Genomic DNA, 26,462 nt, shown 5'->3' with positions numbered 1-26,462 from the left:
CTTGCCTGCTCGCGTTTCATCGCGGTTCGTTCTCCGGTGCCGCGTGGCACCAAACTGCCCCGGAAAACCCTCCGGGTAGGTGGCGCGGGGCGCCTGTTGCCGAGGCGGGCTGTTCGGGTCCCTTGTCGCGGAGGCTCCTCGAGGGGTGGCCCTTGCCGGGGGTTCCCGTTGCCAGGGTCGAGCCGCTGAAAAGGCCCGCTACCGCAACGAAACTTGTCTGGTCCGGAATGTACCGGCGTATCATGCTGCCCGCCGGTTCGGCCCAAGGGGCAGAATAGACAGGCACATCGTGCACTGACAAATGGTTTTTGTCGGCCGACACATGTGCTACCGTCACCCGGAAAGCAAGACCGAAATCGCCCGATCGGCCCCGCGCACTGCCCGCAGAAGCGCAGGAGCGGTACAAAATCGGGTGAGGGGCACGATACGGGCATCCTATCCAGGCAGGTGACATGCGACTTCCGACCTTTCGCAGAGAAGGGTTTATCATCGGTTTCACGCTCTTGTGCGCTGTCGTGGCCGCGGCGACCTGGCTGTTCGCCATCCAGGGCGGCGGTGACGAGAGCAGCGTGATTCGCGTCGACAGCGGCTGGGGCGAGACCGAAATCACCGCCCGGCTGGAGCGGCCGGTGAGCTACCGCGTCTTCACCCTCGACGACCCGCGCCGCGTGGTGGTGGATTTCGAGCAGGGCGCCTGGCCGGAGGGCAGTGCCCCGGCGGCGCTCGACGGCAGCATGGTCTCCGGCGTGCGCATCGGGCTGTTCCGGCCCGGCACGGCGCGCATGGTCGTCGACCTCGCGGAGCCGGCCCGGGTGGAGACGGCGCTCTTCGAGGAGGACGGCTTCCACCTCACGCTCGAGGACACCTCCGCCAGTGCCTTCACCGCAGCCGCCGGCGCGCCGGAGCAGAGCCTGTGGGGCACGCGCAACCTGCCGGGCAGCCTCGCGCTGCCGCGCGGCCCGCGCCTGCCGGCGCCGGGCGAGCCGCTGGTGGTGATGCTCGACCCCGGTCACGGCGGCATCGACCCCGGGGCGATGCGCGACGGGCTGATGGAAAAGGACATCGTGCTGCGCGCGGCCCGCACCATCGGCGCCGCGCTGGAGGCCACGGGGCGCTACATTCCCGTGCTCACCCGCTCCGACGACACCTTCCTGCCGCTCGACGCGCGGGTGGAGGAGGCGCGGCGCATCCGCGCGGACGTGTTCATCTCGCTGCACGTGAACACGGTGACGGTGGGCCAGGCACAGGGCGTGTCGGTCTACTCGCTCTCCGAGACCGCCTCCGACAAGGCCGCCGCGCGCATCGCCGCGCTGGAAAACCGCGCCGACATCCTCGCCGGGGTCGACCTGGAGGGGGAGGGCAGCACGGTGGCGCGCATTCTCGTGGACATGGCGCAGCGCGAGACCAACGCCCGCTCGCGCGCCCTCGCCGCCGCCCTGGTGCAGAAGTTCGACGCGAAGGACGGGGCCATCCGCTCCAACCCGCACCGGGAGGCGGGATTCCGGGTGCTGAAGGCGCCGGACATCCCTTCCGTGCTCATCGAGCTCGGTTTTCTCTCGGACCCGGAGGACCGGGCGCGCATGCAGTCCGCCGCATGGGGCGAGGGGGTGGCGCGCGAGATCATCGCGGCCCTCGACACCTGGGCGGAGGCCGACAGGGCCGCGCGCGCGCTCGTGCGCCATTGACGGGCGCCCGAGGGCCGCTGCCGATCCGTCACGGATGTGATTTGATCCTTGCCGCCTGTTGCTCTATCGCCACGACCCGAGAAAAGAGTCCAACCGCCGCGGCGGGAGGACTAGATTGAACACGGACCCCGCGCATGCCGCCGGGGCCGGCCGCGGGCAGACGGGACAGCACATGCGCCACATACTGAGATTTTTCGGCTTCCTCATGGCCTGGGCTTCCCTGGGAGCGGTCTTCGCGATGATCGCGGTCGCCGGTGTCGTCTATATCTACAGCCGGGATCTGCCGGACACCTCGGCCCTGGCCGCCTACGAGCCGATCACCCTGTCGCGGGTGTATTCCGGCGAGGGCGCGCTGATGGACGAATACGCCCGCGAGCGCCGCATCTTCACCCCGGCGGACGAGATCCCCGACCTGGTGAAGGAGGCCTTCATCTCGGCGGAGGACAAGAACTTCTACACCCATCTCGGGTTCGACCCGCGCGGCATCGCGGCGGCGGTGTTCGAGGCGCTGCAGGGCCAGCGGCCGCGCGGCGCCTCCACCATCACCCAGCAGGTGGCGAAGAACTTCCTGCTCTCGGGCGAGCGCGAGATCGAGCGCAAGATCAAGGAGATCATCCTGGCGGTGGAGCTGGAGCGCACGCTCTCCAAGGAGCAGATCCTCGAGCTCTACCTCAACGAGATCTTCCTCGGCCAGAACGCCTACGGCGTGACCGCGGCGGCGCAGAACTACTTCTCCAAGACGCTGGAGGAGCTCACCCCGGGCGAGGCAGCCTATCTCGCCGCCCTGCCCAAGGCGCCCTCCGACCTGCACCCGGTGCGCGAGCGTGACGCCGCCGAGGGCCGGCGCAACTACGTGCTGCGCGAGATGTACGAGAACGGCTACATCACCGAGGAGGTCGAGCTGGCCGCACAGGAGGCGCCGCTGCGCACCGTGCAGTCCGGCGACATCCCCAGCGCGCGCCGCGAGGTGCCGCCGCGCGGCTATTTCACCGAGGAAATCCGCCGCCAGCTCTCGGCCCGCTTCGGCGAGGACAAGCTCTTCGGCGGCGGCCTCACCGTGCGCGCCACCATCGACCGCGACCTGCAGGACGACGTGGAAGCCGCGCTGCGCAAGAAGCTCGAGAGCTGGGACCGCGACCATGGCAAATGGCGCGGCCCGCTCGACACCATCGACCCCGCGCTGCTCGACGACGAGGACGCCTGGCGCGGCGCGCTGGCCGGCAAGTGGCTGCCGCGCGACATCGACGGCTGGCGCCTCGCCGTGGTGCTGGAGCTGGGCGACAGCTCGGCCCGGGTCGGCATCGAGGGCGTGCCGGACGACGAGGACGGCCATTTCCTCACCCTCAAGGACGCGGCCTGGACCGGGGCGGGCAAGCCCTCCGACCTCTGGGCGCCGGGCGACATCGTGCTGGTGCGAGAGATCACCGACGACGAGGGCAAGTTCGTGCGCTGGTCGCTGCGCCAGATCCCCGAGCTGCAGGGCGCGGTGATGGCGATGGATCCCTCCACCGGCCGTGTGCTCGCCATGCAGGGCGGCTTCTCCTACCAGGCCTCGGTGTTCAACCGCGCCACCCAGGCCACCCGCCAGCCCGGCTCGTCGTTCAAGCCCTTCGTCTATGCCGCGGCCCTCGACCACGGCTACAACCCCGCGACGATCGTGCTCGACGCGCCGGTGACCGTGCAGACCGGCGCCGGCGCCTGGAAGCCGATGAACTCGTCGCGGCAGTTCTACGGCCCCTCGCCGCTGCGCATCGGCATCGAGAACTCGCGCAACGTGATGACCGTGCGCCTCGCGCAGGACATCGGCATGGACTCGGTGGCCGAATATGCCGAGCGCTTCGGGGTCTACGACAACATGCCCCATCACCTCGCCTATGCGCTCGGCGCCGGCGAGACCACGCTGTGGAAGATGGTGGCTGCCTACGGCATGTTCGCCAATGGCGGGCTGCGGCTCGAGCCCACGCTGGTGGACCGCGTGCAGGACCGGCGCGGCCGCACCATCTACCGGCACGACCAGCGCGAATGCGACGCCTGCAACGAGACCACCCACACCGCGGGCGAGCCCGAGCCCTGGGTGATCGACCGCTCGGAGCGGGTGATGGACCCGATCACCGCCTACCAGCTCACCTCGATGATGGAAGGCGTGGTGCAGCGCGGCACCGCGACCGTGCTCAACGACCTCGGCCTGCACCTCGCCGCCAAGACCGGTACCACCAACGACGCGAAGGACGCCTGGCTGATCAGCTTCTCGCCCAACCTCGTGGTGGGCTGCTTCATCGGCTACGACACCCCCCGCCCGATGGGCCGCGGCGCCTACGGCGGCACCATGTGCGGCCCGGTGGTGCACGACGTGCTGGCCGAGGCGAAGAAGACCATCTCCAACCCCGACTTCAAGGTGCCGGAGAGCGCGGTGGCGGTGAAAATGGACCGCCGCACCGGCATCCGCCAGCCGGATGACGCTTCCGGCCCCAACATCGTCACCGAGATGTTCCGCCGGGGCGAGGAGCCGCAGGTCTATGCCGCTGCCGACATGGTGATCGGCGAGGGCAATTTCACCTTCGGCTCCGACCTGCCGCTGTCGATCAACGAGGAGGGCGACTACGCGCCCCAGCCCGGCAATCAGGGCGGGCAGGGCGGGCAGGGCGCCGGCGCCCCGCCGCCGCCACCCGCCGGCCAGCTCGGCGTCGGCTCGGGCGGGCTCTACTGAGCCCCCCGCTTTACCTTCGCGACAGGCTTTTGTAAGAACCGGTTCCCGGCCCCGGCCGGGGGTCGGATCCGATGGGAGAGTGAACATGCGCGCCGAGATCGCCAGCCTGGTCGAGGAAATCGAGAAGTCGCTCGAGCTCCTGCGTCACCGCATGAACTGGGAGACGGCGGAGTTCCGGCTCGAGGAATTCAACGCCATGTCCGAGGACCCGGACCTGTGGAACGACCCCGCCCGGGCCCAGAAGCTGATGCGCGAGCGCCAGCAGCTCGCCGACGCGGTGGAGGGCTACAAGGCCCTGGCGCAGGACCTCGCCGACAATGTCGAGCTCATCGCCATGGGCGAGGCCGAGGGCGACAAGGACGTGATCGGGGAGGCCGAGACCGCCCTGCGCGAGGTGCATGCCCGCGCCCAGCAGAAGGAGATCGAGGCGCTGCTCTCCGGCGAGGCCGACGGCAATGACACCTATCTCGAGGTGAACTCCGGCGCCGGCGGCACCGAGAGCTGCGACTGGGCCTCGATGCTGGCGCGCATGTATGTCCGCTGGGCGGAGAAGCACGGCTACAAGGTCGAGCTCATGTCCGAGAGCGCCGGCGAGGAGGCGGGCATCAAGTCGGCCACCTACCAGATCAAGGGTCCGAACGCCTATGGCTGGATGAAGTCGGAGAGCGGCGTGCACCGGCTGGTGCGCATCTCGCCCTACGACTCGGCCGCCCGGCGCCACACCTCGTTCTCCTCGGTCTGGGTCTACCCGGTGATCGACGACAACATCGAGATCGAGATCGCGCCCAACGACATCCGCATCGACACCTACCGCTCCTCCGGCGCCGGCGGGCAGCACGTGAACACCACCGACTCGGCGGTGCGCATCACCCACATCCCCACCGGCATCGTGGTGACCAGCTCGGAGAAATCCCAGCACCAGAACCGCGCCAACGCCATGGCGGCGCTGAAATCGCGGCTCTACGACCTCGAGATGCGCAAGCGCACCCAGGCGATCCAGGACCAGCATGACGCGAAGGGTGACGCGGGCTGGGGCAACCAGATCCGCTCCTACGTGCTGCAGCCCTACCAGATGGTGAAGGACCTGCGCACCCAGGTCGAGACCTCCGACACGCAGGGCGTGCTCGACGGCGACCTCGACCAGTTCATGGCCGCCGCCCTCGCGATGGACGTGACCGGCAAGACCCGCGCCGAGGCCAACGCCGAGGAGTGAGCCGCTTCGCGCAAAGCGCGAGGTATGGTGCGTAAGATATTGATAATTCTGAAACGCCCGCGCCCTGCCGCGGGCGTTTCGCGTTTGCGCAGGATCCGGGTCGCCGGGCGGCGCGGCGCGCGGTAGAAGGAGACGGGAAAACACCCGCGGGAGGGACAGATGCAGGACACCACGGCACCCCGGCTCACCATGGGCGCTTCGGAATGGCTGATGCTGCTCGGGCTGTCGCTGCTCTGGGGCGGGTCGTTCCTCTTCGTCGGGCTCGCGGTGCGCGAGCTGCCGACCCTCACCATCGTGGGGGCCCGGGTGGCGCTGGCGGCACTGGCGCTCTGGGCGGTGGTGCTGCTCACCGGCCGGGCGGTGCCGCGGGCGCCGGGGGTCTGGGCGGCGTTCCTCGGCATGGGGCTGCTGAACAACGCCATTCCCTTCGTGCTCATCGTGCACGGCCAGCAGGAGATCGCCTCCGGCCTCGCCTCGATCCTCAACGCCACCACGCCGCTCTTCACCGTGCTCGTGGCAGGCGCCCTGCTGGCGGACGAGCGGATGACGCTGCCGCGCGTGCTCGGCGTGGGCGCGGGCTTCGCCGGCGTCGTGGTGATGATCGGGCCCGGTCTGCTCTCCGGGCTCGGGAGCGGGGTGGGGGCGCAGCTCTCCATTCTCGGGGCGGCGCTCTCCTACGGTTTCGCCGGCGTCTTCGGGCGGCGCTTCCGCCGCCTCGGTGTCGACCCGGTGACCACTGCGGCGGGGCAGGTGACCGGCTCCACCCTCATGCTCGCGCCGCTGGTGCTGCTGCTCGACCGGCCCTGGGCGCTGCCCGTGCCCTCGGCGCAGGCGGTGCTCGCGGTGCTGGCGCTGGCGCTCGTCTCCACCGCGCTGGCCTACATCCTCTACTTCCGCATCCTCGCCCGGGCGGGGGCGACCAACCTCGGGCTCGTGACCTTCCTCATCCCGGTCTGGGCGGTGCTGCTGGGCGTGCTGGTGCTGGGCGAGCGGCTTGAGCCGCGGCAGTTCGCCGGCATGCTGCTCATCGGCTGCGGCCTCGCGGCGATGGACGGGCGGCTGCTGCGCCGGCTCAGGGGCTGAGGCTCCGGGGCCGGGGGGCCGAAACGCGTAGGGGCGCGGCCCTCGCAGGCCGCGCCCCCTTCATGCCTGAGGCAGGCGCTCAGCCCTCGGAGGGCTTCGGGCGCGGCTTCGGGTCGCCGTTCAGCGGATCGTCGTTGCGCGCGACGGAACCCTCGAAATGCGCACCGCTCTCGATGGCGATGGTCTTGTGGATGATGTCGCCCTCGACGCGCGCGGAGGAGGTGAGGCGCACCTTCAGGCCGCGCACCCGGCCGACGATGCGGCCGTTGACCACCACGTCATCCGCCACGACCTCGCCCTTGATGGTCGCGGTCTCGCCGACGGTGAGCAGGTGGGCGCGGATGTCGCCGTCGATCGTGCCTTCCACCTGGATGTCACCGGCGGTGACGAGGTTGCCGGTCACGGTCAGGTCGGAGGAGAGCACCGAAGGCGCGGGCTTCGGCTTCTGCGGCGCGGGGGCCGGAGAGGACACCGGGGCCGGGCTGGACGGCGGGACGGCCGGGCGGTCGCCGGTGGCGGGGCTGTCCTTGGGGTCGATCGGGTCGGTGATCTTGCTCTTAGAGAACATTTTTCGCTGCCTTGAGGTAGGTCAATGGGTTCACGGCTGTTCCGTCAATCCGGATCTCGTAGTGAAGATGGCTTCCGGTGCTCCGGCCAGTGCTTCCCATATCGCCGATACGGTCGCCCACTGCAACGTGCTCGCCACGTTTCACACGAATCTTGCTCAGGTGACCATATACCGTTTCGACGCCGAAGGCGTGACGGATTTTGACCACGTTGCCATATCCGCGCTGGCGGCCGGCGAAGATCACCTCGCCCTCGGCGGTGGAGGTGATCGGCGTGCCGCGCGGCGCGGCCATGTCCAGGCCGTCGTGGCGGTGGGCGCGGTGGGTGAAGGGGTCACGCCGCGTGCCGAAGGGGCTGGTGATGCGGTAGGTCATGTGCACCGGCTGGGCGAGGGGGAGCTTCGCCGCGGCGATGCGCATGAGCTGGATGCGCTCCATGTCCTGCATCAGCGCGGTGACGCGGATGCTCTGCGGGTCGTCCTCGTAGGCGGCGACGACGGCCGTGGCGGGGATGAGCGGCCCGCCCTCGCCGGAATAGCTCTTGCGGATCTCGGCCACGAGGTCGTCGGGGTCCATGCCGGTGGCGGAGAGCAGGCCGTCGAGCCCGTCGAGGCTCACGGCGACCGCCTCCTCGAGCTTCTCGAGCATGTGCTGCTGGCGCTGGCGGTCGAGGGCGGCCTGGTCGCGCATGGAGGCGAGCTGGTCGTTCAGGGCCTGGGCGTCGGCCTCGGCCTGCTCGCCCTTGCGCACCGAATCCGACAGCGCGTAGGAGATGGTCTGCAGCGTGGCGGCGAGGTCGGTCTCCGAGCCGGCGTGCCGGTCGAGCGCGCCTTCGGCCCCGGCGAGCTGGCTGGTGAGCGCGCCGTTCTCGCGCAGGGCATGGTCGCGCACGCGCACCACCTCGGCGAGCTTCTGGCGCACCGCCTCGAGGGTGAGCTCGCGTGCCCGGCTCTCTTCGCCCGCGCGCACCAGGTCGGACTGGCTGGCAGCCACCTGCACCATCGCGGCCTGGAAGCGCGCCTGGGCGCTCTCCGCCGCCTCGCGCGCGGTGTCCCGCTCGTCCACCAGCGAAGTGAGGCGCTGCTCGTAGCTCTGGCGCAGCAGGGCGATCTGCTCCTCCGAGCTGGTGCCGTCCATCAGCCCCAGCGTGAAGCGGGCGGTGGCGACCGCGGTGCAGCCCAAGCCTATTGCCAGCGCGGCACAGAGCGCTATCTGGCTGACCGGAGAGAGGCGCAGGCACCTCGTGCGATCCTCGCTGCGGATGAAGACCTTCTGTTCCGGACACACTCTCCCCAGAGCGCCCCGAACCTTGCGCAGTTTAGCAGCCATTCGAAATACCTGTCCCCCTGGGCGCCGACCCCTCAGGCGCCCCGATGCTGTTGCTTATTTGCACCGTTAGGTAAATTATTTCTGAAGCGCAATGCCTAATCCCGGTGCCGCGACAGATGTTACCAGCCCGCCGCAAGACCGGCGGAAATCCGCCGAAAACCTGTGGAAAACTGACGCGAAACAGCGGCAAACCGCTGGTTCACTGCTCCACCAGCGGCCAGTAGAAATCCGGCGGCAGGCCGGCGTCGGCGCGCCTGGCCTCGTTGAACGGCGGCTTCAGGCCGGTGCCGAAATAGCGGCGGACGAGATCGTGAAACGCGGTCTTCGGGTCGATGTCCGCGCGGCCGCACAGGAAGTGGAACCATTTCGAACCGTAGGCGACATGGGCCACCTCGTCGGCGTAGATCACTTCGAGAGCCGCGACGCTCTCGCTGTCGCCGGCGCGCCCGAAGGCCTCGATCATGCCGGGTGTCACGTCGAGCCCGCGCGCTTCGAGCACCATGGGCACCACGGCGAGGCGGGCGGGCAGATCATGCGCGGTCATCTCGGCGCTGCGCCACAGGCCGGCATGGGCGGGCAGGGCGCCGTAGGCGGAGCCCTGCGCCTCCAGCCGGTCGGCGAGCAGGTTGAAATGGCGCGCCTCGTCATCGGCGGCGCGCACCCAGTCCTCGGCGAAGCCGGCGGGCATGGGCACCTGGGCGAAGCGGGCGAGGATGTCCCAGTGCAGGTCGATGGCGTTGAGCTCGATATGCGCGATGGCATGCAGCAGCGCCACGCGGCCCGCGGCAGAGCCGGTGCGCCGCCGCGGCATCTCGCGCGGGTCGAGCAGCTCCGGCCGCTCCGGGCGGGCAGGCGTGTCCGGCGGCGCCGCGTCGCCGACCGGCAGGGGCGCCCCGGCCTCGGCGGCGGCGCGCCAATGCGCGGCGAGCCGGCGGCTCAGCGCCGCCTTCGCCCGCGCATCGGCCGTGCGCAGCACCGCGCAGGCGCAGCCCGTGAGCGTGCCGGGCAGGCTCTCCCCGGGGCTCACAGGGCCTTCACCGCCGCGAGCACCTCTTCCACGTGCCCCGGCACCTTCACCTTGCGCCAGACCCGGGCGATACGGCCCTGCGGGTCCACCAGGAAGGTGGCGCGCTCGACGCCCATGGAGGTCTTGCCGTACATGTTCTTCTCCACCCAGACCCCCCAGTCCTCGCAGACCGTGCCCTCGGCGTCGGAGGCGAGGATGAGCCGGAGCCCGTGCTTGGCGACGAACTTGTCGTGCTTTGCCACGGTGTCCTTCGAGATCCCCAGCACCACGGCGCCCGCGGCGTCGAAATCGGCCACCGCTTCGGTGAAGCCGAGGGCCTCCCGGGTGCAGCCGGGCGTGTCGTCGCGCGGGTAGAAATACACCACCACCGCCTTGCCGCGCAGCCCGGAGAGGGTGACATCGCCGCCGCCGTCGCGCGGCAGGGTGAAATCCGGCGCCGGGGCGCCCGGCTCGAGAGCTTGTGACATGGTTGCGCTTTTCCTTCGCCTTTCCGTCGGGACGGGATAGGTTGAGACTCTGCGGTGCCCCTCGCCGCCGGGCCGGCCCCTCGCGGGTGAGGGCAGCCGGCCGCGCGGGCGCGCCGGGGCCCATACGGTCAGAGGCGCGGGTCGATCGCAAGCCCCTTTGCGCGGGCGCGCGCGACCCCGCGGGCCCGGTGCAGGCAGCGCAGGCGAGCAGACCCCGTACAGGCAGGACGGGACGAGACCACCGCTCGGGGGGCGGAGAATGAACGACAACCCTGACGCCGGCCCGCAGCAGGCCGGCACCGAGGCCGCGCCCGACACCGCACGGGGCCCGGCCACCCCGCCCGGGGGCGGAGGCGGCCGGCATCCGCGCCGCCGCCGCCGGCCTGCCACGCGCATCGCCCGGCACGGGCTGCATTCGCTGGGCCGGCTGTTCATTGCGCTGCTGGTGCTGGTCGTGGTGCTGGCCGGGCTGCTGGTGCTGCGGCTGCAGCAGGGCCCGGTCGAGATCCCCTTCGCCGCCGAGATCGCGAAAACCCGGCTGGAGCGGCAATTGCCCGGCAACACGGTGGAGATCGGCAGCCTGGTGTTCGGTCTCGGCCGGGGCGAGGACGAGCCCGCCGGGCTGCGCCTGCGCGACCTGGTGCTGCGCGACAGCTCCGGCGCCACGATCTTCTCGGTGCCCGAGGTGGGCGCGCGCCTCCGTCTCTCCGACCTGATGCGCGGCGAGATTGCCCCCACGGAAGTGTTCGTCGCCGGGGCCGCCGGGCGTATCCACCGCGACGCGGACGGGCGTTTCACCGTGCTGCTGCTGCCCGTGGAGGACCTCGAGGGCGAGAGCGCGCCGGGCGGGGCTGCCCCCGGGGCCGCGCCCCCGGCAGGAACGGACGAGACCGTGGCCACGCCCGGGGGCGCGCCGGCCGGGCCCGCCGAGGGCGACCCGCTCGCCAGCCGGCGCGAGAGCGCCTTCCAGGCCTTCATGAGCGCGCTCGCCGCGGACAAGGAGCCGGCGCTGCGCCGGCTCACCCGCATCCGGCTGATCCGGGCCCGGTTGCGCTACGTGGACGATCTCTCGGGCCGGGTGTGGACGGCGCGGAACGGCGCCGTGGTGCTGCAGCGCTCTCCCGAGCGCATCACCGGCGCGGCGCGCATCCGGCTGGAGAAGCCGGGCCGGGCACCCACCGCGCTCGCGCTCACCGCGAACTACGCCTTCGGCGCCTCCTCCATGGCGATCAGCGCGCGGTTCGACAACGCCTGGGCCGGCGACGTGGCCGACCAGATCCCGGCGCTGGAGTGGATCCGGCCGCTGGAGGCGCCGCTCTCGGGCACCTACGAGATCGACCTCGGGCTCGACGGCTCGCTGGGCTATCTCACCGGGCGGGCCGAACTGGGCAGCGGCGAGCTGCGGCTGGGCGACGAGGACGTGCCGCTCACCGGCGGGATGCTCGACATCACCTACGACGGGCGCAGCGGCCATTTCACCATGAACCGCCTCGCCATCGACACCGAGCAGGCCGCCGTGACCGCCACCGGAGACGCCGAGCTCACCGAGGAGGACGGACGCTTCACCGGCATCACCACCCAGCTCACCCTGTCCGACATCGTGGCCGCCCCGCGCGACCAGTTCGCGGCGCCGGTGCGCTTCGCCGGCGGGCGGCTGGCGCTGAAGGCGCGCTTCGAGCCGTTCCAGCTCGAGATCGGCGAGGCGCGCCTGATCGACGGCGACCAGCGCATCTCGGTCTCCGGCACAATCGCGCGCGAGAGCGGCCCGGCGCGGGAGGGCGGTGCCTGGCACATGGCGCTCGACGCCAGCGCCTCGGGCATCACCGCGCAGCGCCTCGCCGCGCTCTGGCCGCTTGACCTGGCCCGCGGCGGCCGCAAGTGGGTGAGCGAGAACATGCGCGAGGGCGTGGTGACCCGGCTCGTGGCCGGTCTCAGGTTCGACGGGGAAACGCCTGAATTCTCGATGAATTTCTCCTTCAAGGATGGGCTGGCCTACCCGCTTCCCACCCTGCCGCCCATCGTGGATGCGCGCGGCATCGGCTCGCTCGACCTCGAGGGGCTCTCGGTGACGCTGCAGAGCGGGCGGGTGGAGATGGAGGGGTTCGAGCCCATCGACATGTCCGGCTCGGTGTTCTCGATTCCCGATTTCGGCAACGAGCCGCAGCACGCGGATGCGCGGCTGAAGGGGAAGGGGCCGCTGCCGGCGGTGCTCACCCTCATCGACCAGCCGCCGCTGCGCCTGTTGAGCAAGATCGGGCTCGACCCCGGCTTCGCCCGCGGCCGGGCCGAGGTGGATGCCCGCCTCACCTTCCCGCTGGTCAAGGACCTCGACGTGGACGACCTGCAGGCCCAGGCCAGCGCCACCGTCACCGACGCTTCGGCCGACAGCCCGGTGGCGGCGCTGCCGCTCTCCGCCGAGCGCCTCGCCCTCACCGCCGACAACAGCGCGCTGCGGGTCAGCGGCGTGGTCCGGGCCGGGCCCGCGCGTGTCGACATGGTGTGGAACGAGCGCTTCTCGCCCTCGCAGAGCAACATGTCGGGCACCACCACCATCACGCCGCAACTGCTCGCCGCCCTCGGCGCCGGCGGCACGGAGGAGGTGTTTGCAGGCGGCATGCCGGCGCGCGTCTCCGCCAGCCTCGCCCCGGGCGCGGAGCCGCGCTTCCGGCTGGAGGGCGACCTCACGCCGGTGTTGCTCACCCTGCCGGGGCTGGGCTGGACCAAGCCGGCCGAGACCGAGGGATCGCTCGTGCTCGCGGGCCGGGTGACCGACAGCGAGGTGCGCAGCAACGTGTCGCTGGAGGCTGCCGATCTCGCGCTCGAGGGCAGCGCGCGCATCGGGCTCGACGGGCGCTTCGCCGGCGCGACCTTTCCCACGTTCCGGCTGGGCGAGGCGATCGATTCCACGCTCTCGGTCATCCCGCGCGAAAATGCACCGCTGCGCCTGCGGCTGCGGGGCGGCAGCCTCGACCTGCTGGCGCTCGGCGACATGGTCAGCGCCGCCGAGAGCGCCGCGCCGCAGGCCACAGCGCCGGCCGAAACCCCGGCCACGCCCCCCGCCGAGGCCGGGGCGCAGACGGAAAGCCCGCGCATCGCGGTCGATTTCGACCTCGAGTCGCTCATCATCACCCCACGCATCCGCATCGAGCCCGCCACCGGGCGGCTGCGGCAGAACCGGCTGGGCCGGATGAACCTCGCCTTCGAGGGCCTCGCCAACGGCGGTGCGCAGAGCGACCTCACCATCGGCCAGACCGCGCGCGGCCTCACTGTCCAGCTCGACAGCGAGGACGCCGGCAGGTTCCTGCGCGACACGGCCTATTTCGGCCACGCCTATGGCGGGCGCATGCGGCTGATGGCCCGGATCCCGACGGGGCCGGGCGACGTGACCGGCCAGCTCGCCCTGCGCGACATCCAGGTGCGCGACGACCCGACGCTGAGCCAGATCCTCTCCGTCGCCTCGATCACCGGCGTGGTGGAGACGCTGGCGACCGGCGGGCTCACCTTCAACGACGTGGATGCCCCCTTCGCCTGGCGCGGCGGCCGGCTGGTGCTGGGCAAGACCCGGGCCACCGGCCCCTCGCTGGGCATCACGGTGGAGGGGGTCTACGACGAGGCCGCCGACAGTCTCGACCTCGAGGGCGTGTTCTCGCCGGCCTTCATCCTCAACGGCCTGCTGAGCGGCGTGCCGCTGCTGGGCGACCTGCTGACCGGCGGCGAGGGCGAGGGCGTGTTCGGCTTCTCCTACTCGGTGAGCGGCTCGGCGGAGGACCCGGATGTCTCGGTGAACCCGCTCTCCATCCTCACCCCCGGCGCGCTGCGCTCGATCTTCTCCAGCTCGAACGGCGAGGCCCCGGTGCCCGACCCCGGGCCGATGCAGCTCGAGGGCGACCCCGCGGCGGCGCCCGTTCCGGCCCCGCTGCCGGACGATGCCAACGACCGCTGATGCGGCAGGGCCAACGACCGCTGATGCGGCAGGCGGCGCCGCGTTGCTCAACCCGGCCCGGGGTGCAGCGCGCGCAAGTCATGCAGCGGCGCGGCACGGGTGGCCGGGACCGCGGATCCTGCGCGTGGGTGAGTGCTGCGTGCCGCCCGTATCCTGCCCGCGTCCATCGGCAGATGCCGTCGGGCGGAACCGGGAGCAGTCATGGGGGGGGAATACCCCGACGGCCGCGCAGCGGCAGGGGCCTGCAGCGCGGCGGGCGCGGTCGGTGGTGTGCGGAGGGCGCGCGCCCGGCAGGGCCGCACCGCCCGGGGGGGGGCGGTGCGGAAAGCCTGTCAGCCGGCGCGCACGAGGGCGTGGCGCTTGCGGCCGGCGGAGAGCTTCAGGCCCTGCGCGTCGATCTCGGCGGCGGCGATCATCCGGCCGGCGTCGGTCACCGGCTCGTCGTTCACGCGCGCGCCGCCTTCGGCGATGAGCCGCTTGGCTTCCTTGCCCGAGGCCGCGAGCCCCGCGCGCACCAGGAGCTGCACGAGCGAGACGCCCGCGTCCAGCTCGGAGGCGGGCAGGGTGACGGTGGGCAGGTCCTCGCCCACGCCGCCCTTCTCGAACACCTCGCGGGCCGTCGCCTCGGCCGCCGCGGCACCCTCGGCGCCGCGGGCGAGGGTGGTGACCGCGTTGGCGAGGATCACCTTCGCCTCGTTGATCTCCGAGCCGCCGAGGGCCGCGAGCCGATCGCATTCCTCGAGCGGCAGCTCGGTGAACAGGCGCAGGAAGCGGCCCACGTCGGCGTCGAGCGTGTTGCGCCAGAACTGCCAGAACTCGTAGTTCGACAGCTTGTCCTCGTTGAGCCAGATCGCGCCGCCGGCAGTCTTGCCCATCTTGGTGCCGTCCGCCTTGGTGAGCAGCGGCGAGACGAGGCCGAAGACCTGGCGCTGGTCGACCCGGCGGGTGAGCTCGACGCCGTTGAGGATGTTGCCCCACTGGTCCGAGCCGCCCATCTGCAGCCCCAGGCCGTAGCGCCGGCCGAGCTCGAGGAAGTCGTAGGCCTGCAGCAGCATGTAGTTGAACTCGAGGAAGGTGAGCGGCTGCTCGCGGTCGAGCCGGGACTTCACGCTGTCGAAGGCCAGCATGCGGTTGATGGTGAAGTGCCGGCCGTAGTCGCGCAGGAAGTCGATGTAGTTGAGCTGGTCCAGCCAGTCGGCGTTGTTGGGCTGGATGGCGTCGGTGGCGCCGTCTCCGAAGGAGAGGTAGCGCGCGAAGACCTTGCGGATGCCGGACATGTTCTCGGCGATCTTCTCGTCGGTGAGCAGCTGGCGCGCCTCGTCCTTGCCCGAGGGGTCGCCGATGCGGGTGGTCCCGCCGCCCATGAGCGTGACCGGCTTGTGGCCGGTCTTCTGCAGCCAGCGCAGCATCATGATCTGGATCAGGCTGCCGACATGCAGGCTGTCCGCCGTGCAGTCGAAGCCGATATAGCCCGGCACAACCCCCGACAGGAGCGCCTGGTCGAGGCCCTCGTAATCGGTGCAATCCTGGATGAAGCCGCGGCTGAGCAGCACGTTCAGGAAGTCGCTCTTGGGTGTGTGGGTCATTGCTCCGGATCCTTGGGATTTCGATCGCCCTCCTATATGGGGGGGAGGCACGAAAGGGAAGGGTGATGCGGCCGATCTGGGCAGTGGGACTGATGAGCGGCACCTCGCTCGACGGCGTGGACGCCGCGGCGGTGTGCACCGACGGGATCGACATCGAGGCGCTTGGCCCCGGTGCCGCGCGCGACTACGCGCCGGCCGAGGCGGCGGCGCTGCGCGCGGCGCTGGAGGCGGCGGCCGGGCACTGGCAGCCGGAGCGCGGCATGGCGCCGGAGGCAGGGCAGGCGTTTGCCGCCGCCGAGGCGGTGCTGGGCGAGAGCCATGCCGAGGCCGTGGGCACCTGCCGCGCGGCGCTGGCGCAGGAGCACGGCGCGCGCGCCGCGCTGGTGGGCTTTCACGGCCAGACCGTGCTGCACCGGCCCGAGGCGGGCTACACCCTGCAGATCGGCGACGCGCGGGCGCTGGCCTGCGACCCCCGTGTCCGCCTGCCGGTGGTGAGCGATTTCCGCAGTGCCGACGTGGCGGCGGGTGGCGAGGGCGCCCCTCTGGCGCCGTTCTTCCATTTTGCCCTCTCCCGGTCCATCGGGGCGGACAAGCCGCTGGTCTTCCTGAATCTCGGCGGCGTGGGAAACGTCACCTGGGTCGACCCCACGGCAGCCGACGCAGCGGCGGAGGGGGCGCTGCTCGCCTTCGACACCGGCCCCGCGAACGCGCTGGTGAACGACTGGATGTGGCGCCGCACCGGGGTAGCACTCGACCGGGACGGGGCCGCCGCCGCCGCAGGCCGGGTTCACCCGGAGCGCCTCGCCTCCAACGCGGCGCGGGCTTATCTCGACCGGGTGCCGCCCAAGTCGCTTGACCGCAATGATTTCGCCGCCGTGCTCGCCGGAATGGAGGGACTGTCCACCGCCGACGGGGCGGCGACGCTCACCGCCTTCAGCGCCGATTGCGTGGCCGAGGCGGCGCGGCATTTCCCCGCCCCGCCGGAGCGCTGGCTGGTCTGCGGCGGCGGGCGGCGCAACCCGGTGATGATGCGCATGCTGGCCGAGCGGCTGGAGGCGCCGGTGCTGCCGGTGGAGGCGGTGGGGCTCGACGGCGATCTGCTGGAAGCACAGGCCTTCGCGTATCTCGCGGTGCGGGTGCTGCGCGGCCTGCCCACCTCGGCGCCGGGCACCACGGGCGTGGCCGCGCCGGTGTGCGGCGGGCGGGTGAGCCTGCCCGACGGGCCGGAGCCGGACGCGTGAGGGCTCGGAGCCGGGCGTAGGGGTGGTCCCCCGCGAGGGAACCGGAGCGGCGGCCCTGACCGGATCCGGCTGATCTGATGGCCAAGTTCACACCGGGCCCGGCGCCGTGCGGGAACGCGTGACGGCAGCCGCCCCCGCGTCCGGCGCCCCGGCCTCCGAGCCGGGGCCTCCCGCCGCCGGGCCCCCGCCGGAACACCGCGAGCCTCCCGGAAAGGAAACGGGCCGCGAAGGCGGCCCGGGTCTGCTCAGCGGGTGGTCTCGGCCATCCGGCCGGTCACGTAGTTCTCCACGCGGGAGATCATCTCCTCCATTCCGGGATCGAAGAAATGGTTCGCCCCGGCCACGGTCTCGTGGGTGATGGTGATGCCCTTCTGCTGCTTGAGCTTGTCGGCGAGCTTGGTGATCTCGGCGGGCGGCGCCACGCGGTCGGCGTCGCCGTTGAGGATCAGCCCGGAGGAGGGGCAGGGCGCGAGGAAGGTGAAATCGTACATGTTCGCCGGCGGCGACACCGACACGAACCCCGCGATCTCCGGCCGGCGCATCAGCAGCTGCATGCCGATCCAGGCGCCGAAGGAGAAGCCGGCCACCCAGCAGGCCTTCGCGTTCGGGTTCATCATCTGCAGGTAGTCGAGCGCGGAGGCCGCGTCCGAGAGCTCGCCGATGCCCTGGTCATACTCGCCCTGGCTGCGGCCCACGCCGCGGAAGTTGAAGCGCAGGCAGGTGAACCCCATGCGATGAAACGCGTAATGCAGGTTGTAGACCACCTTGTTGTTCATCGAGCCGCCGAACTGGGGATGCGGGTGCAGGATGATGGCGATCGGCGCGTCCTTGTCCTTCTGGGGGTGGTAACGGCCCTCGAGCCGACCGTCAGGACCGGGAAAAATCACCTCTGGCATGGTTCGGGTTCGCTCCCTTGATCGGCACCCGGACCCGCCAGTGCTTGACGGAATCGCTCGGAATACCTAGAAAGATTCTAAACTGGCGGGCTTCCCGCACGGACTGGGACTTGCAGTTAGTTCCTGGTCAACATTACGTCAACCTGCCGCATGGGGCGCGAGAGAATGAAACTGAGCACCAAGGGCCGCTATGCGATGATCGCGCTCACCGACATGGCGCGGGAGGGGGCCGTGCACGGCGCGGACCGGCTCGTCTCGCTGTCGGAGATGGCGGAGCGGCAGGACATCTCGCTGGCCTATCTCGAGCAGCTCTTCGTGAAGCTGCGCCGGGCGGACATCGTGGAGAGCGTGCGCGGACCCGGCGGCGGATACCGCCTGGCGCGGCCTGTGGACGAGATCCGCATCGCCTCGATTCTCGCCGCCGTGGACGAGACGATGGACGCGATGCGCCGCGGTGCGGGCGCCTCGGGCGGCTCGCTCAACACCGATGCGCAGAAGCTCACCGACCGGCTGTGGGAACAGCTCTCGGCGCATGTCTACGTGTTCCTGCACCAGACCCGGCTGTCGGACGTGACCGGCAACCAGCTCGCGCCCTGCCCGGCAGTGCCGGCCTTCATCGAACTGGTGGACGAGGGATGACCCCACGCGCCTACCTCGACTGGAACGCCACCGCGCCGCTGCGCCCGGAAGCGCGCGCCGCGATGTGCGCGGCGATGGACGTGACCGGCAACCCCTCCTCGGTGCATGCCGAGGGGCGGGAGGCGCGCGCGCTCCTCGCGAAGGCGCGCGAGCAGGTGGCGCGGCTGGCCGGGGTCTCGCCCGAGCAGGTGGTCTTCACCTCCGGCGCCACCGAGGCCGCGGCGCTGGTGGCGGCGCAGTACGAGGCGGTGAGCGTGCTCGCCACCGAGCATGACTGCGTGCATGCCCATGGCACGGCCGAGATCGGCGTGGATGCCGCTGGCCGGGCGCTGGCGATGCCGCAGGGCACGGCCGGGCTCGTCGCCATCCAGGCGGCGAATTCCGAGACCGGGGTGCTGCAGGCGCCGCGGGCGCAGGAGGGTGCCGACCTCATGATCGACGCGGTGCAGGCCTTCGGGAAAGTGCCGTTCGACTTCGCCGGCTCCGGGGCGGACTGGGCCATCGTCTCGGCCCACAAGCTCGGCGGGCCGAAGGGGGTGGGGGCGCTGATCCTCAAGCCCGGGCGCGACCCGCAGCCGCTGCTGCGCGGCGGCGGACAGGAGCGCAGGCGGCGGCCGGGCACCGAGAATCTGGTCGGAATCGCCGGATTCGGCGCCTCTGCGGCCGCTGCATGGCAGGATATCGCCGACGGGGTCTGGAATTCTGTCGAAGAACATCGACATGAACTGGAAGCGATGCTGCGCGACGCGGCACCGGACAGTCTGATCGCCGGGCAGGAGGCGTCGCGCCTGCCCAACACGGTCTGCCTCGTCACCCCCGGCTGGAAGGGCGAGACGCAGGTGATGCAGATGGATCTCGCCGGGTTCGCCGTCTCGGCGGGTTCGGCCTGTTCCAGCGGCAAGGTGGGGCCGAGCCGCGTGCTCTCCGCGATGGGTCTCGACGATGTCGCGGCATCGTCCTCGCTGAGGGTCAGCTTCGGGCCGGACACGACGCGCGACACCCTGGCCGCCTTTGCCGCGGCCTGGGCCGGACATTACAGGCGCTACCGCCGCAAGGCCGCCTGAGACGATACGTAAACACGCTGTCACCCGAACGGGATCGCCTTGCAAGAGCGGGCAGCACGTGAAACAGGTCCTCCCTCGGGGCCGGAAGGGGTTTTGAAATGAACGCACTCGACAACGTCAAGGAAGGCGTCGACCAGGATACCGTCGATGCCGTTCGCAACGTCGGCGCCCGCTACAAGTACGGCTGGAACTCCGATATCGAGACCGATTACGCGCCGAAGGGGCTGAACGAGGACATCGTGCGGCTGATCTCGGCGAAGAAGGAAGAGCCGGAGTGGATGCTCGAGTGGCGCCTGCAGGCCTACCGCCGCTGGCTGACCATGGACGAGCCGGAATGGGCGATGGTCCATTACCCGAAGATCGACTTCCAGGACCAGTTCTACTACGCCCAGCCCCGGAGCATGACCGAGCGGCCCAAGTCGCTCGACGAGGTCGACCCCGAGCTGCTGCGCACCTACGAGAAGCTCGGCATCCCGCTGAAGGAGCAGATGATCCTCGCGGGCGTGGAGGGCGCCGAGGAGGCCGCCGCCGAGGGCCGCAAGGTGGCGGTGGACGCGGTGTTCGACTCCGTCTCCGTCGGCACGACCTTCAAGAAGGAGCTGGCCGAGGCCGGGGTGATCTTCTGCTCGATCTCCGAGGCGCTGCGCGAGCACCCGGAGCTGGTGCGCAAGTACCTCGGCTCGGTCGTGCCCCAGTCCGACAACTTCTACGCCACGCTGAATTCGGCGGTGTTTTCGGACGGCTCCTTCGTCTACGTGCCCGAGGGCGTTCGCTGCCCGATGGAGTTGTCAACCTATTTCCGCATCAACGCAGAGAATACCGGCCAGTTCGAACGGACACTTATCATCGCCGACAAAGGGTCGTATGTGAGCTATCTCGAAGGCTGCACGGCGCCGATGCGTGACACGAACCAGTTGCACGCGGCGGTGGTCGAGATCGTGGCCCTCGAGGATGCGGAGGTGAAATATTCCACCGTTCAGAACTGGTACCCCGGTGACGAGGAGGGCAAGGGAGGCATCTACAATTTCGTGACCAAGCGCGCGGACTGTCGCGGCGACCGCTCCAAGGTGATGTGGACCCAGGTGGAAACCGGCTCGGCCGTGACCTGGAAATACCCGTCCTGCATCCTGCGCGGCGACGACAGCCAGGGCGAGTTCTACTCCATCGCGATTGCCAACAACATGCAGCAGGCGGACACCGGCACCAAGATGATCCATCTTGGCAAGAACACCCGCTCCCGCATTGTTTCCAAAGGCATTTCCGCGGGGAAGGCGCAGAACACCTACCGTGGCCTGGTCTCGATGCACCCCAAGGCGGCGAACAGCCGCAACTACACCCAGTGCGACAGCCTGCTGATCGGCGATCAGTGCGGCGCGCACACGGTGCCCTACATCGAGTGCCGCAACAATTCGAGCCGCGTGGAGCACGAGGCCACCACTTCGAAGGTCGATGACGACCAGCTGTTCTATTGTCGCCAGCGCGGCATGGACGAGGAGGAGGCGGTTGCTCTGGTGGTGAACGGGTTCTGCAAGGAAGTCCTGCAGGCCCTGCCGATGGAGTTCGCTGTGGAGGCCCAGAAGCTGGTCGCCATCAGCCTTGAGGGGTCGGTAGGCTGATCCCTGAAGTGTACGCAAGCCGAGAGATGGAAAGTTGAATACGATGCATAAGACTGCTGTTGTCTTCGAAGGCGTGTCCGAGATCCTCAAAGGGGTGAGTATCGCAAGCTTTGTTGCGTTCTTCGTCCTGCTGATCGGTTCCGCCGTCTTCGGGCTGAGCATCTGGTACTTTGTCGCCGCCTACCTCGTGGGCTTCGCCACGAAATGGCTGGCGCGCGTCCTCATGGAAAACCGCGACTCCACGGTGCTCGACCGCGGGATGTCGATGTCGGGCAATGCCGAACAGTAAAGCCGCATCCGCGCGGTCCGGCGCCCGCGACGGGCGCCGGGCATTCCGCGGGGAGCAGGTCGCAATGCACCCCGCGGGACGTCTCTGCTCGCGCCACAAGCTGGAAGGTTAAAAGAATGCTGAAGATCGAAAACCTGCATGTGAAGCTCGAGGAAGAGGACAAGCAGATCCTCAAGGGCGTGAACCTCGAGGTCGGGCCCGGGCAGGTGCATGCCATCATGGGCCCCAACGGCTCGGGCAAGTCCACCCTGTCCTACGTGCTCTCGGGCCGCGACGGCTACGAGGTCACCGAGGGTGCCGCCCATCTCGACGACCTGGACCTGCTCGGCCTCGAGCCGGAGGAGCGCGCCGCAGCCGGCCTGTTCCTCGCGTTCCAGTACCCGGTCGAGATCCCCGGCGTGTCGAACATGATCTTCCTGCGCACCGCGGTGAACGCGCAGCGCAAGGCGCGCGGCGAGGCGGAGCTTTCCGCCGCCGAGTTCCTCAAGGAGGTCCGCACCCGCGCAAAGACGCTGAACATCGACGCCGAGATGCTGAAGCGCCCGGTGAACGTGGGCTTCTCCGGTGGTGAGAAGAAGCGCAACGAAATCCTGCAGATGGCGATGCTCGAGCCCCGCATGTGCATCCTCGACGAGACCGATTCCGGCCTCGACGTCGATGCGATGAAGCTGGTGGCCGACGGCGTGAACGCCCTGCGCAGCGAGGGCCGCTCCTTCCTCGTGATCACCCATTACCAGCGCCTGCTGGACCACATCAGACCGGACGTGGTGCACATCATGGCCGACGGCCGGATCATCAAGACCGGCGGCCCCGAGCTCGCGCTCGAGGTGGAGAACAACGGCTACGCCGACATCCTGGCGGAGGTGGCCTGATGGCTCTGCCTGCCAAGAAGCGCGACGACGCGGCAGCCCTGCTGGCCGCGCATCCGGCGCCCGTCGGCGAGAGCCGCTGGGCCACGGAGGCGCGGGAGCAGGCGGCCGCATGGTTTCTCGAGACCGGGGCACCCGCCGCGCGTGACGAGTACTGGCGTTTCACCAACCCCGCCACGCTGATCTCGGCCGAGCCGCCGAAGGGCGAGGCGCAGCCCGCCGAGGAACCGGCGATCTGGTCGGACGTGGAGCGCATCCGCATCGTCTTCGTCGACGGCGTGTTCCGCCCCGACCTGTCGGACGACCTGGCGGAGGAGAACCTCACCATCGAGCCGCTCTCCGACGCGCTCTCGGTGGACATCCACTGGGCGCGTGACGTGTTCGGCCTGCTCGAGGGCCGGGGCCAGGCCCCGGTGCCGCGCCCCCTCGCCAGCCTCAACACCGCCGTGGCCCGCCAGGGCATGGTGATCCGCGCCACCGGCAAGGTGAGCCGCCCGGTCGCCATGCGCTACCTGCACGAGGAGGACGATTGCGACGCGGTCATCCGCCACGTGATCCGGGTCGACGAGGGCGCGAGCTTCACCCTGCTCGAGAACGGCCCCGCCGCCGCGCGCTTCAACAAGTGCATGGAGGTCGAGGTGGCCGACGGGGCGGAGTTCCACCACGTCCGCTCCCAGGGCCGCGAGCACGAGCGCCGCGCCGTCACCCACATCTTCGCCCGGGTGGGCGCGAACGCGCTGTTCAAGACCTTCACCATGACCGCGAACGGCCGCCTCACCCGCAACGAATGCGTGGTGGAGATGACGGGCGACAACGGCTCGGCCCATATCGCCGGCTGCTGCCTCGGCGACGGCTCGTTCCTGCATGACGACACCGTGTTCATCACCCATGACGCGGAGCATTGCGAGAGCCGGCAGGTGTTCAAGAAGGTGCTGCGCAACGGCGCCACCGGCGTGTTCCAGGGCAAGATCCTGGTGAAGCCCGGCGCGCAGAAGACCGACGGCTACCAGATCAGCCAGGGCCTGCTGCTCGACGACAACAGCCAGTTCCTCGCCAAGCCGGAGCTCGAGATCTACGCCGACGATGTCGCCTGCTCGCACGGCTCGACCGTGGGCGCGGTGGACCCGACGGCGCTGTTCTACCTCACCTCGCGCGGGGTGCCGAAGGACGCGGCGCAGGACATGCTGGTGCTCGCCTTCGTCGACGAGGCGGTGCAGGAGATCGCCGACGAGCGGCTGGCCGACGACATCCGCGCGCGGCTGCAGGCCTGGATGGCCCGGCGCCGGCAGGGCTGAGGGCGGTGCGCGACACCCTCATCGGCCGCGTGCTGGCGGGCTACGGCGGGGTGCGCGCCTCCTTCCGCATGGAGGAGGAGCGCCAGCCGCATGAATCGCGGCTGCTGTTCTACGCCATGCTGGCGATGACGGTGATCTTCGCCGCCCGCCTGCCGGAGCTTGTCCGGCAGGCGCCGCCCCCCCAGCCCGGAGCGGAAGACCCCGGACCGGCCTTCGTGGGCGCGCTCTTCGTGAGCCACGTGCTGTTCGGCCCGCTGATGCTCTACGTGCTCGCCGCGCTCTCGCATTTCGTGGCGCGGCGGATGGGCGGGCAGGGCAGCTATGCCTCGGCCCGGCTGGCGCTGTTCTGGGCGCTGCTGCTGGCCGCCCCGCTCACGCTGGTGGCGGGCGTGCTCAACAGCCTCGCCCGGCTGGGCGGGGTCGATCTCGCGGAGCTGCCCTCGGCGGTGGTCTCCATCGTGTCGCTGTGGTTCTGGTCGCTCTGCCTCACCGAGGCGGAGCGTTTCGAGCACAGCGCGCCAACCTTCATCGCCCTGGTCGCGGTTCCGCTGGCGACCATGGCGCTGCTCTGGCTTGCAGGGTCCGTATGAGCGACAGATTCTCCCTCGGCAACGTGGTCTGGCAGAGCGTCACGGCGCCGCGCTCCGCCGCGCGCTCCATCCTGAACGCCGGCTTCGGCTGGGGCGTCGTCGGGCTGATCATCGCCACCACCGTGGTGATCGACGTGCTGGTCTACCAGGCGGTGAGCTTCACCCTGCCCACCCCTGACCCCGAGACGACCGACCCCGCGCTCCTCACCGCGCTGCAGCTTCCCGGGCTCTCGCCGCTGGGCATGGCGCTGCGGGTGATCTCGGTCTTCGTGGTCTCGGCGCTGGTCTCCGGCGCGGGCCGGGTGTTCCGCCACCCCGCGCCATACCTGCGCATCGTCACCGCCGTGGCCTGGGTGGGGCTGGTGCTCGCCATTCTTGGCGCCGTGCAGGCGCTGTGCTTCTTCGCGCTGCCTCCCGCGCTGCTGATGCTGGTGGAGATCGCGTTCTCCGTGGTCAGCATCTGGGTGTTCGCCAGCTTCGTGGCCGAGGCGCTCGGGGTCGAGCGCACCGGCCGCGTGGTGGCCGTCACCTTCGTGGTGACCCTGGCATTCGCCCTGCTGGCGATGCTGGCGCTCGGCAGCCCGGTCACCGCCCCTCCCGGAGGCTCCTGATGTACGACGTCCACGAAATCCGCCGCGACTTTCCCATCCTCTCGCGCAAGGTGAACGGCAAGCCGCTCACCTATCTCGACAATGGCGCCTCGGCCCAGAAGCCGCGGGCGGTGATCGACGCGGTCACTCGCGCCTACGAGCACGAATACGCCAACGTCCACCGCGGGCTGCATTTCCTCTCCAACCTCGCCACCGAGCATTACGAGGCGGTGCGCGGCAAGCTGCAGCGCTTCCTCGGGGCCGCGCACGAGGACGAGATCCTGTTCACCACCGGCTCGACCATGTCGCTCAACCTGGTGAGCTACGGCTGGGCCGCGCCGCGGCTGGAGCCGGGCGACGAGATCATCCTCTCGGTGATGGAGCATCACGCCAACATCGTGCCCTGGCACTTCCTGCGCGAGCGCCAGGGCGTGGTGCTGAAATGGGTCGAGCTCGATGCCAACGGCGACCTAGACCCCCAGGCGGTGATCGACGCCATCACCCCGCGCACGAAGATGATCGCCGTAACCCACATGTCGAACGTGCTGGGCACGGTGGTCGACGTGGCCGCGATCTGCGCCGCGGCACGGGCCCGCGGCATCGTGACCGTGATCGACGGCAGCCAGGCCGCGGTGCACATGCCGGTGAACGTGCAGGCCATCGGCTGCGATTTCTACGCCATCACCGGCCACAAGCTCTACGGCCCCTCGGCCTCCGGCGCGCTCTACGCCTCGCGCGCGCGCATGGCCGAGATGCGCCCCTTCATCGGCGGCGGCGACATGATCCACGAGGTCAGGCGCGACACGATCACCTACAACGACCCGCCGCACAAGTTCGAGGCCGGCACCCCGGGCATCGTGCCGATGATCGGCCTCGGCGCCGCGATCGACTACATGACCGGGCTGGGCATGGAGAACATCGCCGCCCACGAGCACGGGCTGCGCGACTATGCGCGTGACCGTTTGGCCGGGCTCAACTGGCTGAACGTGCAGGGCCATTCCGCCACCAAGGGCGCGATCTTCTCCTTCACCATGGAAGGCGCGGGCCACCCGCACGACATCTCCACCGTGGTCGACCAGAAGGGCGTCGCGGTGCGCGCCGGGCACCACTGCGCCCAGCCGCTGATGGAGTTCCTCGGCGTCACCGCCACCTGCCGGGCCTCCTTCGGCCTCTACAACACCGAGGCGGAGGTCGACACGCTGGTCGACGCGCTGGAGACCTGCCACCGGCTCTTCGCCTGACACGCGCAGCGGCGGGCCCCGGCGGCGCGCCGGGGCTGCCCGGTGCCTGACGGAAAGGACCCCCGCGATGAGTGCTCCGAAGCTCCCCCTTGCCGGCGCCTGCCGCTGCGGCGACCTCGGCATCGAGATCACCGCAGCGCCCTTCCTCACCGCGGCCTGCCACTGCGCCGGCTGCCGCAAGATGTCGGCCAGCGCCTTCTCCCTCACCGCGATGGTGCCGGCGGCGGGCTTTGCCGTCACCCGCGGCGAGCCGGTGGTGGGGGGCGTGCGCGGCCCCACGCTGCGCCACATGTTCTGCCCGGACTGCAAGACCTGGGCCTACACGCGCATCGTGGGGGTCGAGGCATTCGTGAATGTGCGGCCGACGATGTTCGAGGACACCGCCTGGTTCATCCCCTTCATCGAGACCTGCACGGCCGAAAAGCTGCCCTGGGCGCATGTGCCGGCGCGCTACAGTTTCGACGCCTTCCCGGACCCTTCGCAATACGACGAGCTCACCGCCGCCTACGCCGCCGCGCACGGCTGA

22 protein-coding genes are annotated in these 26,462 nt (G+C 70.3%); 16 read left to right on the top strand and 6 right to left on the bottom strand.

The genetic code is table 11. The features are described from left to right. The first annotated feature begins 515 nt into the window (after positions 1 to 515). From D3P35_RS01545 to D3P35_RS01530, 4 genes are all read left to right on the top strand, one after another. Positions 516 to 1,685 (top strand): N-acetylmuramoyl-L-alanine amidase, encoded by a 1,170-nt coding sequence (locus D3P35_RS01545; protein WP_198670419.1) that lies wholly within the window; start codon positions 516 to 518, stop codon positions 1,683 to 1,685. Positions 1,686 to 1,857: 172 nt separating this feature from the next. Then, positions 1,858 to 4,392: a PBP1A family penicillin-binding protein gene (locus tag D3P35_RS01540; protein ID WP_118132795.1), complete on the top strand. Its 2,535-nt coding sequence runs from the start codon at positions 1,858 to 1,860 to the stop codon at positions 4,390 to 4,392. A gap of 85 nt (positions 4,393 to 4,477) precedes the next feature. Then, positions 4,478 to 5,605 carry a peptide chain release factor 2 gene (gene prfB, locus D3P35_RS01535; RefSeq protein ID WP_118132683.1) on the top strand — a complete coding sequence of 376 codons (1,128 nt, stop codon included), beginning with the start codon at positions 4,478 to 4,480 and terminating at the stop codon, positions 5,603 to 5,605. A gap of 159 nt (positions 5,606 to 5,764) precedes the next feature. Then, positions 5,765 to 6,688: a DMT family transporter gene (locus D3P35_RS01530; RefSeq protein WP_198670418.1), complete on the top strand. Its 924-nt coding sequence runs from the start codon at positions 5,765 to 5,767 to the stop codon at positions 6,686 to 6,688. Between the two features lie 79 nt (positions 6,689 to 6,767). On the opposite strand, the gene D3P35_RS01525 is transcribed toward D3P35_RS01530, so the two are convergent. From D3P35_RS01525 to D3P35_RS01505, 4 genes are all read right to left on the bottom strand, one after another. Continuing rightward, the gene (locus D3P35_RS01525) at positions 6,768 to 7,256 is read right to left on the bottom strand and encodes a polymer-forming cytoskeletal protein (RefSeq protein ID WP_118132682.1); all 489 of its coding nucleotides are present in this window, start codon (positions 7,254 to 7,256) and stop codon (positions 6,768 to 6,770) included. Then, entirely contained in the window at positions 7,246 to 8,583 is a 1,338-nt protein-coding gene (locus D3P35_RS01520) for a DUF5930 domain-containing protein (protein ID WP_232830326.1), read from the bottom strand. Before D3P35_RS01520 ends, D3P35_RS01525 begins: the two co-directional genes overlap by 11 nt. A gap of 199 nt (positions 8,584 to 8,782) precedes the next feature. Further along, positions 8,783 to 9,610 carry a ferritin-like domain-containing protein gene (locus D3P35_RS01510; RefSeq protein ID WP_232830325.1) on the bottom strand — a complete coding sequence of 276 codons (828 nt, stop codon included), beginning with the start codon at positions 9,608 to 9,610 and terminating at the stop codon, positions 8,783 to 8,785. After that, positions 9,607 to 10,077, bottom strand: coding sequence for a peroxiredoxin (locus D3P35_RS01505; RefSeq protein WP_118132680.1), 471 nt, complete (start codon positions 10,075 to 10,077; stop codon positions 9,607 to 9,609). The genes D3P35_RS01510 and D3P35_RS01505 overlap by 4 nt, the downstream gene beginning before the upstream one ends. 259 nt (positions 10,078 to 10,336) lie before the next feature. Between D3P35_RS01505 and D3P35_RS01500 the strand changes: the two genes are divergently transcribed. Next, a complete protein-coding gene (locus D3P35_RS01500) occupies positions 10,337 to 14,020 on the top strand; it encodes an AsmA-like C-terminal region-containing protein (RefSeq protein ID WP_118132679.1) in 3,684 nt (1,227 codons plus the stop codon). 332 nt (positions 14,021 to 14,352) lie between these two features. Here the strand turns inward: D3P35_RS01500 and tyrS are convergent, their stop codons facing one another. Then, positions 14,353 to 15,606 carry a tyrosine--tRNA ligase gene (tyrS, locus tag D3P35_RS01495; protein ID WP_118132678.1) on the bottom strand — a complete coding sequence of 418 codons (1,254 nt, stop codon included), beginning with the start codon at positions 15,604 to 15,606 and terminating at the stop codon, positions 14,353 to 14,355. Positions 15,607 to 15,671: 65 nt separating this feature from the next. Between tyrS and D3P35_RS01490 the strand changes: the two genes are divergently transcribed. Beyond that, a complete protein-coding gene (locus D3P35_RS01490; protein ID WP_118132677.1) occupies positions 15,672 to 16,847 on the top strand; it encodes an anhydro-N-acetylmuramic acid kinase in 1,176 nt (391 codons plus the stop codon). A gap of 245 nt (positions 16,848 to 17,092) precedes the next feature. Here the strand turns inward: D3P35_RS01490 and D3P35_RS01485 are convergent, their stop codons facing one another. Then, positions 17,093 to 17,743, bottom strand: a complete 651-nt coding sequence (locus tag D3P35_RS01485) for an alpha/beta hydrolase (RefSeq protein ID WP_118132676.1) — start codon at positions 17,741 to 17,743, stop codon at positions 17,093 to 17,095. Positions 17,744 to 17,908: 165 nt separating this feature from the next. On the opposite strand from D3P35_RS01485, the gene D3P35_RS01480 reads away from it, so the two are divergent. The 10 genes from D3P35_RS01480 (at position 17,909) to D3P35_RS01435 (ending at position 26,462) form a co-directional block, all read left to right on the top strand. Continuing rightward, positions 17,909 to 18,382 (top strand): Rrf2 family transcriptional regulator, encoded by a 474-nt coding sequence (locus D3P35_RS01480; protein WP_118132675.1) that lies wholly within the window; start codon positions 17,909 to 17,911, stop codon positions 18,380 to 18,382. After that, entirely contained in the window at positions 18,379 to 19,446 is a 1,068-nt protein-coding gene (locus tag D3P35_RS01475) for a cysteine desulfurase family protein (RefSeq protein WP_118132674.1), read from the top strand. Before D3P35_RS01480 ends, D3P35_RS01475 begins: the two co-directional genes overlap by 4 nt. A 98-nt stretch (positions 19,447 to 19,544) precedes the next feature. Further along, positions 19,545 to 21,062: a Fe-S cluster assembly protein SufB gene (gene sufB, locus D3P35_RS01470; RefSeq protein WP_118132673.1), complete on the top strand. Its 1,518-nt coding sequence runs from the start codon at positions 19,545 to 19,547 to the stop codon at positions 21,060 to 21,062. A gap of 94 nt (positions 21,063 to 21,156) precedes the next feature. After that, positions 21,157 to 21,351 (top strand): hypothetical protein, encoded by a 195-nt coding sequence (locus tag D3P35_RS01465; RefSeq protein WP_198670417.1) that lies wholly within the window; start codon positions 21,157 to 21,159, stop codon positions 21,349 to 21,351. 116 nt (positions 21,352 to 21,467) lie between these two features. After that, on the top strand, positions 21,468 to 22,223 hold the full coding sequence (gene sufC / locus D3P35_RS01460) for a Fe-S cluster assembly ATPase SufC (RefSeq protein WP_118132671.1): 756 nt from the start codon (positions 21,468 to 21,470) through the stop codon (positions 22,221 to 22,223). After that, complete coding sequence (gene sufD / locus D3P35_RS01455; protein WP_118132670.1) at positions 22,223 to 23,515, top strand: Fe-S cluster assembly protein SufD; 1,293 nt, start codon at positions 22,223 to 22,225, stop codon at positions 23,513 to 23,515. Before sufC ends, sufD begins: the two co-directional genes overlap by 1 nt. A gap of 5 nt (positions 23,516 to 23,520) precedes the next feature. Further along, entirely contained in the window at positions 23,521 to 24,105 is a 585-nt protein-coding gene (locus tag D3P35_RS01450; protein ID WP_118132669.1) for a YIP1 family protein, read from the top strand. Further along, a complete protein-coding gene (locus tag D3P35_RS01445) occupies positions 24,102 to 24,716 on the top strand; it encodes a YIP1 family protein (RefSeq protein ID WP_118132668.1) in 615 nt (204 codons plus the stop codon). Before D3P35_RS01450 ends, D3P35_RS01445 begins: the two co-directional genes overlap by 4 nt. Further along, positions 24,716 to 25,936: a cysteine desulfurase gene (locus D3P35_RS01440; protein ID WP_118132667.1), complete on the top strand. Its 1,221-nt coding sequence runs from the start codon at positions 24,716 to 24,718 to the stop codon at positions 25,934 to 25,936. The genes D3P35_RS01445 and D3P35_RS01440 overlap by 1 nt, the downstream gene beginning before the upstream one ends. Positions 25,937 to 26,003: 67 nt before the next feature. Beyond that, the gene (locus D3P35_RS01435) at positions 26,004 to 26,462 is read left to right on the top strand and encodes a GFA family protein (protein WP_118132666.1); all 459 of its coding nucleotides are present in this window, start codon (positions 26,004 to 26,006) and stop codon (positions 26,460 to 26,462) included.

It is taken from the genome of Oceanicella sp. SM1341 (assembly GCF_003448965.1).
Lineage (GTDB): Bacteria > Pseudomonadota > Alphaproteobacteria > Rhodobacterales > Rhodobacteraceae > Paroceanicella.
Note: the sequence above shows the minus strand (reverse complement) of the source record. Positions and strands in the feature narration are given on the sequence as shown.